The organism is Tepidimonas thermarum, from assembly GCF_007556705.1.
In the GTDB taxonomy this organism is placed as follows: domain Bacteria; phylum Pseudomonadota; class Gammaproteobacteria; order Burkholderiales; family Burkholderiaceae_C; genus Tepidimonas; species Tepidimonas thermarum.
Genome location: NZ_VJOL01000032.1, coordinates 22,418 through 32,805, shown reverse-complemented (window position 1 = coordinate 32,805; position 10,388 = coordinate 22,418). Strand labels below are relative to the sequence as shown.

Sequence of the window (10,388 nt, the reverse complement as noted above, 5' to 3'; positions counted from 1 at the left end):
CCCACCACCTTCGCAGAGTTATCCACGGCGCCGGGCGCCGCAGGTCCTTCTCTACCGCAGGTGGCCGGCGCGGTGGATAACTCGTGTTCAGCGCTCACGGGGTGGGAGGCGTCCATTCAATTCTCCTTTCACGAAAAAATGGGCCGCCGGATACCGTTGGCGCAGCAGCGGCCCCTCGAAAAACGCTTGAACCGGAAGATCGGCCAGCACCCGCCCCTGCTCGAGGTAGAGCACGCGCGTGGCCAAGCGTTTGACCTGCCCGAGGTTGTGGCTGGCAAACACCAGCGTGACGGCCGCATCGCCCGATGGTGCGTCGGCGCCGGTTGCAAACTGCACCACCAGCGACTCCACGTCGCGCTGGGCGCGCGGGTCCAGACTGGCGGTGGGCTCGTCCAGCAACAGCACGTCGGGATTCGACGCCCAGGCGCGCGCCAGCGCCAGGCGCTGCTGCTGCCCGCCCGAAAGGGTGCGGGCGTTGCGCGTGGCCACATCGCGCAAACCCACCCGCTCCAGTGCCTGCGCGGCACGGCGCTGCGCCTCGGCCCAGCGCATGCCCGCCAGCCACAGCCCCAGCGCCACGTTGTTGCGCGCGCTGGTGCGTAGCATGTAGGGGCGCTGAAACAGCATGGCCTGGCGCGCGGGCGCATCGCGCACGATGCGCCCGCTGGTGGGCTCGAGCAAGCCGTGGAGCAGCCGCAGCAGCGTGCTCTTGCCGCTGCCGTTGGCACCCACCAGCGCCACACGCTCGCCCCGGTGCAGCCGCAGGCACACATCCCGCAGGGCCAGCACCGACCCCAACCGCACACACACCCGGTCCAAGTCGAACACAACGGGGGGCGGGCCATCGGCAACCGCCGGCCGCGCAGCCTGCGCCGTATCGCACCGATGGCCAGCAGTCCCGCACGAGGTGTCGTCGCGTTTCATGCTGTGAGGACGGCCGTTGCTTCGACAGCGCCCTGGTCCAACCGCTCACGCCAGCGCCGCAACACCGCCACCAGCGCGTGGAGCCACAACACCACCGCCAGCAAAATCAGCCCCAGCGCCAGCGCCAGCGGCAGATCTCCCTTGCTGGTTTCCAAGGCAATGGCCGTGGTCATGACGCGGGTGTAGCCCTCGATGTTGCCGCCCACGATCATCACCGCCCCCACCTCCGAGATGGCACGGCCAAACGCAACGATCCCGACGGTGAGCAGCGCGTAGCGTTCATCCCACGCCAGCAGCGCCCCGCGCAACGCGGTGCGTGCGCCCAGCGAGCGCAGCTGCTCGCCGTGGGTGCGCTCGACCTCCTCCACCGCCTGGCGGGTCAGCGCCGTCACCACCGGAAGCACCAACACCGCCTGCGCCAGCACCATGGCCTTGAAACTGAACAGCCAGCCCAAAAACCCCAGCGGACCGCTGCGCGACAGCAGCAGGTAAACCAGCAGCCCCACGACGACAGACGGCATGGCCAGCGCGGTGTTGAGCAGTGTCAGCACCGCTTCACGGCCGCGAAAGCGGGTCACCGCCAGCCACGCACCGGCCGGCAGGCCGATGGCGCCGGCGATGAGGCAGGCGCTCGCGCTCACCGCCAGCGAGCGGCCCACCACCGCCCATAGCTCGGCGTCGCCAGAGACGATCAAGGCCAGCGCCGTGGCGGCGCTTTCAGAGATGGTCGACATGGGGCAGCAGAGGGTCGGTTGTCACGGCTCGGGTATCGTAGGCGTCTGTTCCCATTCCTGCGATATGTTTTGCCGTGCATAGGGTTGAACTCCACTACACCTTGCGGCGCGACGCCCGCGAGGCGTTGCTGCGCCATCCGTTGTTCGACCTGCTGCGCGCCGTGGATGCACACGGCTCGATCTCGGCGGCAGCGCGCGCGCTCGGTTTGTCGTACCGCCACGTCTGGGGCGCACTCAAGCGCTGGGAGCAGGAGCTGGGGCAGGCGCTCATCGTTTGGGAGAAAGGACAGCACGCACGCCTGTCGCCATTCGGCGCGAAACTGATGTGGGCCGAGCGCCAAGCCCAGGCGCGGCTGGCGCCGCAGATCGAAGCGCTGCGCGCCGAGCTGGAACACGCGTTTGCCGCCGCCTTCGATCCAAACGTTCAATGGCTGGCGCTGCACGCCAGCCACGACGACGCCCTCGTGGCGCTGCGCGCCCACGCGGCGCGCCACGCCGGCCTGCATCTGGACCTGCGCTTTACCGGCAGCGTCGACGCCATCGCCGGACTCAACGAAGGCCGCTGCATCATGGCCGGCTTTCACGTGCGGCCACAGGCGCCGCGCGACAGCATCAGCGCGCGCGCCTACCGCAACCGCTTGCGGCCGGGGCGGCACAAACTGATCGGCTTTGCGCGCCGCACCCAGGGCCTCATCGTCGCGCCGGGCAACCCGTTGCGGCTGACCAGCCTGCGCGACGCCGCCGCGCGCCAGGCGCGCTTCGTGCTGCGCAGCATCGGCTCAGGCACGCGCGTGCTGCTGCACGAGCTGCTGGCCGCCGAGGGTTTGCCCGAGGACGCGCTGGCCGCCCTGCCCCGCGCCGAAACCAGCCACAGTGCGGTGGCCGAGGTGGTCGCCGCCGGCGATGCGGACGCGGCACTTGGCATCGAGGCCGCCGCCCGTGCGCGCGGCCTGGGCTTTGTGCCCCTGGCAGACGAGCACTATTACCTTGTCTGCCTGCAATCGGCGCTCGAGCACCCTGCCGTGCGCGCCCTGCGCGCGATGCTCGCCACCCCCGCCTGGCAGGCGCAACTGGCCCAATGGGCCGGCTACGCGCCGTGGCGCAGCGGCGAGGTGCTCAGCCTGCGCGCCGAGCTGCCGTGGTGGCGCTTCAAGAACCCAAGGCAGGAAGGCCCGCACTGAAATACAGGCAAACAACGACCGCGCCCAACCAGAGGCCTAACTGTCAAGTCCCGGCCGATCCTATGGCCTTTTGTGAAACAGATGAGGATGCGTGCGATGCCATTCCTTCATGGCTTGCATGGGCGTGCGGGCGTTGAGCGCCGCTTGGGGCAGATGGTGGTTGTACAGCCAAGCGTAGCGCAGCAAGGTGCGCTGCAAGTCCTCGCCGCTGATGAAGTGGTGGCTTCGCAGCACTTCTTCGATGCGGCCGTTGAAGCGCTCCACCATCCCGTTGGTCTGGGGCCGACGCACCCGGGTGAGCCGATGCTCGGTGCCCAGGGCCGCGCACAGCGCATCCAAGACGTGTTGCCCGCTGGGCGTGCGCTCGCCGCTGGTGACGAAGCGGTCCGTGAACGCTTTGCCGTTGTCGGTGAGGATGGTGCGGATCCGGATGGGGCAGGCACGAACGAGGGCAGCCACAAACGCCCGTGCCGCACGCGCGCTCTTGGCGGGCTTGACCTGCACGAACACCCAGCGCGTGGCGCGGTCGATGGCCACGAACAGGTAGCGGCGCTTCTTCTCATCGGCCATCGGGGGCAGGACCTTGACATCGATGTGCACAAAGCCCGGCTCATAGGCCGCAAACGGGCTGTGAGCCGGCTTGCTCGCTTGCGGTCGCAGCGCCTTGAGGTTGCTCACGCCATGGCGGCGCAAGCAGCGATCCAGCCCCGAGCGCGACACATCGGGGTTGATGAACTCGCGTGTGACAGCCAACAAGTCATCCAGCGAGAGCCACAAGGTCTTGCGCAACTCCACGACGATCTTCTCCTGTGCGGGTGTGAGCGTCGTCTGAAGCCGATGTGCCGTGTGGGGACGGTCCTCGAAGTCGGTGCGGTGCCTCCACTTGAGTATCGTCGCGGGCGACACGCCATAGCGCTGTGCCAGCGTGGCAACGGAGTCGTTGCTGGCGGCGATTTCGGCGCGCACGCGCGGTGTGGTGCGGGCGCACTTGTGCCGTCGTGTGATCATGCGTGGCTCTCCCGGTATCAGACGGCCTTGCGGCTGCGGCGCGGGCCCAAAAGCTCAGCCAGAACGCTGCGCGCGAGCAGGTAGCCGTGGCGCGAGGGTAGTATATGATCGTCCGGGATGCGACACCTAGCCGCCACGGTCGGTGCCTTCGGGGTGTCGCGCACAACCCTCTAGCGCTGGAAGAGGGCGCTCAAGAACGCTGGGGGCAACCCAGCAGCGCTTGCGCGCCGCTGCTCAGCGCCCAGGCGCCGGCGCACGCCCCAAACCGACCCGCGGCTCGTGACCGAAATCCGGCGGCTGCGCACGCTCTACCCCAACCTGGGCAAGGAAAAACGCCACGTTTTGCTTGCCCCCTGGTGTGCCGCGCAGGGCATCGCCCTGCCGTCGGTGTCCACCATCGGCCGCATCATCTCCCGCGCGCCGGACAAGATGCGCCTTGTGCCCCAGCGGCTCGATGCGCGCGGCCGCCCCAAGCCCGTGCGCTGCGCGCGCAAGGCGCGCAAACCCCAAGACCTCAAGGCTGCACCGCTGACCCTGTGGGCTGTGGACACCATCGAGCGCATCCGCGATGGCGTGCGCCGCTATGTGCTCACCGCCATCGATCCTGTCTCGGCCACGGCCTTTGCCGTGGCGCTTCCCAGCCAGCATGCCCGCCACAGCGCGCAGGTGGCCCAAGCCCTCGTGCAAGGGCTTGCTGCGGATACGTCGCGCAAACGGCTGTTTCTCTCCGACAACGGCTCCGAGTTCAAGGGCGCCTTCGACCAAACCCTCGCACGCCTTGGCCTGACCCACTACTGGACCTACCCCAAGCGCCCCAAGATGAACGCCCATGCCGAGCGCTTCGGCCGCACCGTCCAGGAGCAGTTCATCGACTGGCACGAGGAGCTGCTCTTTACCGACCTCGCCTTGTTCAACCCAAAACTCGCCGACTGACTCGTCGCCTACAACACCCTCATCCCCCACCATCGCCTGGGCCTGCTCCCCCCAATACCATGGCTCCTCACCCATCACCCCGAGTGCCAAAGGTACTGGACGAATACAGCGGGTTGTGAGAGGACCAATTAAAGACTATATTCAGTCCTGTTCGATTGAAGGAGCAGGTCCGTGCGCTACTCATCCCAAGTCAAGCCCATCAGTTACCTCAAAGCCAATGCCGCCGAGGTGCTGACCTACCTGGCCGAAAACCGGGAGCCCTTGGTCATCACGCAGAACGGGGAAGCCAAGGCCGTGCTGCAGGACGTTGCGTCCTTCGAGGAAACACAGGAGACCTTAGCTATGCTGAAGATCCTGGCGCTCGGGCAGCAGGACGTGGAGGCGGGCCGGATCAAGCCAGTTGCCGACGTGGTGGCGCGCCTGCGCGCGAGGCGGGCCACGACCTGATGGCTGGCAGGCCGACGCGTTACGAGGTCCTGCTCACGGAGGGTGCAGAGCAGGACCTGGAAGCGCTCTACGATTACATCGCCGAGTTCGACAGTGTGGCCAACGCCAACCACGTTCTCGACCGCTTGATGGAAGTCGTGGAGGGGCTCGCCCAGTTTCCTGAGCGCGGCAGCTATCCCAAGGAACTCGTCGCGCTGGGCATCAAGGACTACCGCCAGACGGCATTCAAGCCCTACCGGGTGATCTATCGCATCCTGGGCAGCCGGGTCGTGATCTACCTGATCGTCGATGGCCGGCGTGACATGCAGTCGGTGCTGGCGCGCCGGCTGCTGGGCGCTTGACCCGCTGCATCCCGCACAGTCCCGATCTATTCCGATGCATCACAGTAAGGGCGGGTTCGCGGGGTCAACCAAACACCATCATCGAGCCCTCCAGCATGCACTCCATCATCCAGACCGCAGGGCGCGTCAATCGCCACCGCCGCAGCGCCTTGGCGCCGGATACCTGCAATGTCGCTGTGCTGGAGCAGAACTGACGCGCGTTCATAAAAAATCCTGTCCTCGCCTTTGTGAACCGCCCCGGGTTTTGAGGAGGCTCCAACGCTTGAGAAGATGGAGCCATGAACAAGGCATCGAAGTTCTCACCCGAGGTACGCGAGCGCGCCGTGCGCATGGTGCAAGAGCACCGGGGCGAGTACCCCTCGCTGTGGGCGGCGGTGGAGTCGATTGCGCCCAAGATTGGCTGCGTGCCGCAGACGCTGCTCGAATGGGTCAAGCGCCAGGAAGTCGACGCCGGCCAGCGCGAGGGACTGACCAGCGGCGAGCGCGAGCGACTGCGGCAACTGCAACGCGACAACCGAGAACTGCGCTGGGCCAACGACATCCTCAAGGCTGCCAGCGCGTTTTTCGCCCAGGCGGAGCTCGACCGCCGTTTGAAGAACTGAAGCGCTTGGTCGACCAGCACCGCCATCTGTACGGGGTCGAGCCCATCTGCCGCGTGGTGCAGATGGCCCCGTCGTGCTACCGACGCCATGCCGCCCGCAGGCGGCAGCCGCAACTGCGCAGCCAGCGGGCCTGAGCGCGATGAGGCCCTGATGGCCGACATCCAGCGCGTGTGGCACGCCAACTGGCAGGTCTACGGTGCCGACAAGGTCTGGCTGCAACTCCACCGCGAGGGCATCGAGGTCGCGCGCTGCACGGTCGAGCGCCTGATGCGTGTCATGGGACTGCAGGGAGCACGCCGTGGCAAGACGGTGCGCACCACGGTGCCCGACAAGGCAGCGCCGTGCCCGCTGGAGCGTGTCAACCGGGTCTTTCACGCCAGTCGGCCCAACGAGTTGTGGGTGTCGGACTTCACCTACGTCAGCACGTGGCAGGGCTGGCTCTACGTGGCCTTCGTCATCGACGTGTACGCCCGGCGCATCGTGGGCTGGCGGGTCAGTCGCACCATGCAGACCGACTTGGTGCTCGATGCGCTGGAGCAAGCGCTCTATGAGCGGCGACCCGCTGCCAACGCCTTGGTCCATCACAGTGACAGGGGCTCGCAATACCTCTGCATTCGCTACACCGAGCGACTGGCCAAGGCCAGCATCCAACCCTCGGTCGGCAGCCGGGGCCACAGCTATGAAAACGGAGTTTCGCGACAACGCACTGGCCGAGACCATCAACGGGCTGCACAAGGCCGAGCTGATTCACCGCCGGGGACCCTGGAAGACGCGGGAATCCGTGGAAATGGCCACCCTGCAAGGGGTGCACTGGTTCAACCACACCCGACTGCTCACGCCGATTGGGGGCATCCCGCCGGCAGAAGCTGCAGGCTGACTACTGGCGGCAACTCGCCGTCAGCGACACCTCGATGCAGGCGTCAACTTAAACCCAACAGCCTCCTCGATTCCCGGGGCGGTTCACACAGCTTGCACAGTGCAGACGCCCGTGAAAACCTGGGCCACGGGACTTGTGGTCAAAACCGGGGACGGGCAGAAAACCCATGGGCCACACGTGGGCCATGGTTGGGCCACAGCCAAACGAGGCGCGCGGGGCAGACCATAAGTCTGCCTATGGAGCTTTCGGGTGTTTTTTACAACGGTGACTGGCCGAACCGGCGTGCGGATAGCCGGTTCAGTGCCACACGTTCACGTAAGTGCTTGATTTGGCGCGGCTGGCGGGGATCGAACCCACGACCTTTGGCTTCGGAGGCCAACACTCTATCCACTGAGCTACAGCCGCTGTTGGGCACAAGGCCTATGGTCAAATTATCGCACCCGATGAAGCTGACCATAGGCTTCGGAGGCCGACACTCTATCCACTGAGCTACAGCCGCAGTCCAAGGTGGGCATTCTATCACCCGCCCACGGCGCGGCGCGCGCGGGCCTCCCGATATAATCGATAGGTTAGGCCCCGCGCGCGTTTGCCGCGGATGCGCGGGTTGCCCCATCGTTCTCTGCTTCACGCCTTCGAAGGGACACCATGAGCGAGCATGCCCACGACAGCCACACCGGCCCGATCAAGACCCCGAAGCAACTGTGGTGGACGGCGTTTTTCGCCTTCGTTGTCCCCGTGTTTTTGATCATCGGTCTGGTGTTTTACGTCACCAAGGCGGACAAGCCCCAGGCTGGCGCGGTCAACCCGGAGCTGGCCACGGCGCAGCGGATCCAAAAAGTCGGCACCGTGGAAATCCGCGACGCCAACCGCCCCTTGGCGAGTGGCGCGGACGTGTACGCGGCGCAGTGCGCGGCCTGCCACGCCGCCGGGTTGGTCGGCGCCCCCAAGTTTGGCGACAAAGCGGCGTGGGCCCCGCGCATTTCGCAGGGGTTTGACACGCTGCTGAATTCTGCCCTCAAGGGCAAGGGGGCCATGGGTGCCCAAGGGGGTGGCGCCTTCCGCGATCTGGAAATTGCGCGCGCGGTCGCCTACATGGCCAACCAGGGTGGTGCCAACTTCCCGGAGCCGCAAGCGCCGGCCGAACAAGGCAAGTAAATCGCGCGCCACGCGTGGCGCTGGCTGCGCGGCATCGGCACCGTTTCCATGCGCGTCCTCATCCTCAACGGACCCAACTTGAACTTGCTGGGCACGCGCGAGCCTGGCATTTACGGCGCGGACACACTGGCCGCGCTCGAAGCGCGCTGCCGCGCACACGGTAGCGCGCTGGGCCTCACCGTGGAGTGCGCCCAAAGCAACCACGAGGGTGTGCTGCTCGATCATTTGCACGCGTGGGGGGCACTGCACCGCCAGGGCGAGGCGTTGGGGGTGGTCTTCAACCCTGGCGCCTACACCCACACATCCATTGCGCTGCACGATGCCATCAAGGGTGTGGCCCCCATGCCCGTGATCGAGGTGCACATGTCCAATGTGCACGCGCGCGAGGCGTTTCGGCACCACTCGTGGATCGCGCCGGTTGCCGCGGGCAGTATCATCGGCTTGGGCGCCGACGGCTATTTGCTCGCACTCGACGCGCTGGCGCGCCGCCAGGCGGCTGGGCTGAGCTCATAACCGTAGCGCTGCGGCAACTCCGCGGCCATGCACGGCTGGGGCAACCAACGCCCGGCTTCCACCGCTTCTGCGGCCAGGTGCATGTCCTGGCTGTGCACCACGCCCAGGCCCATGGCGCTGTCCAGATACAGTCGCCCGGCCTCATCCAGCCAGGCCGCGCCCGGCGTCACCGCCACGCCGGTGTGGCTGCACACCGCGCCATCGGGCATCAGCCGCCAGACCCATGGCGTCAGCTCCAATTCCACGTACACGCGCTGCGGCCCGTTTTGAAAAAACCACCGCCCCTGCTCGTCGACGGCGTAATTGCGCCCGATGAAGGCGATGAGTTTTTCGTGTTTGAGCTCGGTACCCTGGCTGGCCGGGGTGGCCTGGGGCCCCGCAAACGGGCCTGCGGCCTGGGCGCGCTCGTCGCGCATCCACCAACGCCCACGGGCATCCAACCCCAGCCAGCCATAGCAGTCGGGCACGTTGGGCCATTTGGCCATCGCGGCTTTGACGATGTCGTCCATCTGCACCAGCCCTGTCGTCTCAGGCGTCCATTGTGGCACCGTCGGCCCAACCCGCGGCGCGCGCCAGCCAGGGCAGCACCCGCCGCGGCAAAGCGCCCACCTCACCACGCCAGTCCCAGCGCGTCGCCGCCTGGGCAAAGCCGACGTGGCCACCGCGCTCGGGTTGCCACAGCTGCACCCAGTCACCCACCTCGCCGGCGACGGGCAGGCTGGTCGCGGGGACGAAGGGATCGTTGCGCGCGTTGAGCACCAAGGTCGGCACCCGGATGGCGCGCAGATGCGGCTTGCTCGAGGCGCGCCGCCAGTAATCGTCCACCCCGGCAAAGCCGTGCAGCGGTGCCGTGAAGGCATCGTCAAAGGCGCGCAGCGTGCGCGCCGCCAGCACCCGCTGCAGGTCGAACAGCCCGGGGTATTGCGCCCACTTCTCGCGCGCCTTGCGCCGCATGGTACGCAAAAACATGCGGGCATACAGGACGCGATTCAGCCCCCGATCGATCGCCGCCCCCGCGGCCATGAGGTCTAGCGGCGCCGAGATCGCCGCTGCGGCCGCCACGGTCACCGCGGCGTGACTGCCAGCCTCTTGCAGCCAGCGCAACAGCGCATTGCCGCCCAACGACACCCCCACCGCCACGCGCGGCCACGCGGGCCAGCGCTGCGCCACGCGCATCAGCATCCAGTCCACCTCGGCATGGTCGCCCGAGTGGTAGGCCCGTGGCGCACGGTTGGGCTCGCCCGAGCAGCCACGAAAATGCGGCACGGCCATCGCCCAACCGCGGCGCTGCGCCTCGGCGGCAAAGGCCTGCGCGTAATGGCTGGCCGAGGAGCCTTCCAGCCCATGAAACAGCACCACCAGGGCGCGCGCGTTCGGCGGCACGATGGTATCGACATCGACGAAGTCGCCATCGGGCGTGTCCCACCGCTCACGCTGCCACAGGGGCGCGACAGGGCGGCTCTGGCCAGTAGGCACCGTGCGCCGCGCCCACAGCGCCGCGCCGATGGTCTGCAGGTGCCCCTCCCACTGCCAGAAGGGCGGGCGCGGCCACGCCGTCATGTCCAACGGGCACGATGACGCAGAAACGACAACACCGCCCCCGGGGGCGGTGTTGTGGGCAACACGTGGCGGATGGCGCATCGCGGCACACCAAGCCGCCACCGAGGCGGGCG

12 protein-coding genes, 1 tRNA gene, 1 pseudogene and 1 other annotated feature are annotated in these 10,388 nt (G+C 67.3%); of the genes and pseudogenes, 7 read left to right on the top strand and 7 right to left on the bottom strand.

The genetic code is table 11. The annotated features are described in order from the left end of the window. Positions 1-87: 87 nt before the first annotated feature. Both Tther_RS08780 and Tther_RS08775 read right to left on the bottom strand, forming a co-directional pair. On the bottom strand, positions 88-924 hold the full coding sequence (locus Tther_RS08780; RefSeq protein WP_143902973.1) for an ATP-binding cassette domain-containing protein: 837 nt from the start codon (positions 922-924) through the stop codon (positions 88-90). Beyond that, positions 921-1,658 carry an ABC transporter permease gene (locus Tther_RS08775; RefSeq protein ID WP_143902971.1) on the bottom strand — a complete coding sequence of 246 codons (738 nt, stop codon included), beginning with the start codon at positions 1,656-1,658 and terminating at the stop codon, positions 921-923. Before Tther_RS08775 ends, Tther_RS08780 begins: the two co-directional genes overlap by 4 nt. 74 nt (positions 1,659-1,732) lie before the next feature. Between Tther_RS08775 and Tther_RS08770 the strand changes: the two genes are divergently transcribed. Next, on the top strand, positions 1,733-2,839 hold the full coding sequence (locus Tther_RS08770; RefSeq protein ID WP_143902969.1) for a substrate-binding domain-containing protein: 1,107 nt from the start codon (positions 1,733-1,735) through the stop codon (positions 2,837-2,839). Positions 2,840-2,899: 60 nt separating this feature from the next. Here Tther_RS08770 and Tther_RS08765 read toward each other — a convergent pair whose 3' ends face one another. After that, positions 2,900-3,847 carry an IS481 family transposase gene (locus Tther_RS08765; RefSeq protein ID WP_143902967.1) on the bottom strand — a complete coding sequence of 316 codons (948 nt, stop codon included), beginning with the start codon at positions 3,845-3,847 and terminating at the stop codon, positions 2,900-2,902. Positions 3,848-4,126: 279 nt separating this feature from the next. Between Tther_RS08765 and Tther_RS08760 the strand changes: the two genes are divergently transcribed. From Tther_RS08760 to Tther_RS08750, 3 genes are all read left to right on the top strand, one after another. After that, complete coding sequence (locus Tther_RS08760) at positions 4,127-4,780, top strand: DDE-type integrase/transposase/recombinase (RefSeq protein ID WP_221934013.1); 654 nt, start codon at positions 4,127-4,129, stop codon at positions 4,778-4,780. A gap of 171 nt (positions 4,781-4,951) precedes the next feature. Then, positions 4,952-5,227, top strand: coding sequence for a type II toxin-antitoxin system Phd/YefM family antitoxin (locus Tther_RS08755; protein ID WP_143902964.1), 276 nt, complete (start codon positions 4,952-4,954; stop codon positions 5,225-5,227). Continuing rightward, on the top strand, positions 5,227-5,568 hold the full coding sequence (locus Tther_RS08750; RefSeq protein ID WP_143902962.1) for a type II toxin-antitoxin system RelE/ParE family toxin: 342 nt from the start codon (positions 5,227-5,229) through the stop codon (positions 5,566-5,568). Before Tther_RS08755 ends, Tther_RS08750 begins: the two co-directional genes overlap by 1 nt. A gap of 64 nt (positions 5,569-5,632) precedes the next feature. Here Tther_RS08750 and Tther_RS13280 read toward each other — a convergent pair whose 3' ends face one another. After that, complete coding sequence (locus Tther_RS13280; RefSeq protein WP_185975044.1) at positions 5,633-5,773, bottom strand: hypothetical protein; 141 nt, start codon at positions 5,771-5,773, stop codon at positions 5,633-5,635. Between the two features lie 73 nt (positions 5,774-5,846). Between Tther_RS13280 and Tther_RS08740 the strand changes: the two are divergent. Continuing rightward, a pseudogene (locus Tther_RS08740) lies at positions 5,847-7,099 on the top strand (IS3 family transposase). Further along, positions 6,125-6,241, top strand: a sequence feature (AL1L pseudoknot). (Overlaps the previous pseudogene by 117 nt.) Before the next feature lie 277 nt (positions 7,100-7,376). On the opposite strand, the gene Tther_RS08735 reads toward Tther_RS08740, so the two are convergent. Then, a tRNA-Arg gene (locus Tther_RS08735) sits at positions 7,377-7,452 on the bottom strand. A gap of 240 nt (positions 7,453-7,692) precedes the next feature. Between Tther_RS08735 and Tther_RS08730 the strand changes: the two genes are divergently transcribed. Then, on the top strand, positions 7,693-8,202 hold the full coding sequence (locus Tther_RS08730; RefSeq protein WP_143902959.1) for a c-type cytochrome: 510 nt from the start codon (positions 7,693-7,695) through the stop codon (positions 8,200-8,202). Between the two features lie 48 nt (positions 8,203-8,250). After that, positions 8,251-8,715, top strand: coding sequence for a type II 3-dehydroquinate dehydratase (gene aroQ, locus Tther_RS08725; protein WP_143902957.1), 465 nt, complete (start codon positions 8,251-8,253; stop codon positions 8,713-8,715). On the opposite strand, the gene Tther_RS08720 is transcribed toward aroQ, so the two are convergent. Continuing rightward, positions 8,658-9,224, bottom strand: a complete 567-nt coding sequence (locus Tther_RS08720; protein ID WP_143902955.1) for a DUF2946 family protein — start codon at positions 9,222-9,224, stop codon at positions 8,658-8,660. The two genes, aroQ and Tther_RS08720, sit on opposite strands and share 58 nt — an antisense overlap. 19 nt (positions 9,225-9,243) lie before the next feature. After that, positions 9,244-10,275 (bottom strand): YheT family hydrolase, encoded by a 1,032-nt coding sequence (locus Tther_RS08715; RefSeq protein WP_143902952.1) that lies wholly within the window; start codon positions 10,273-10,275, stop codon positions 9,244-9,246. Positions 10,276-10,388 lie beyond the last annotated feature (113 nt).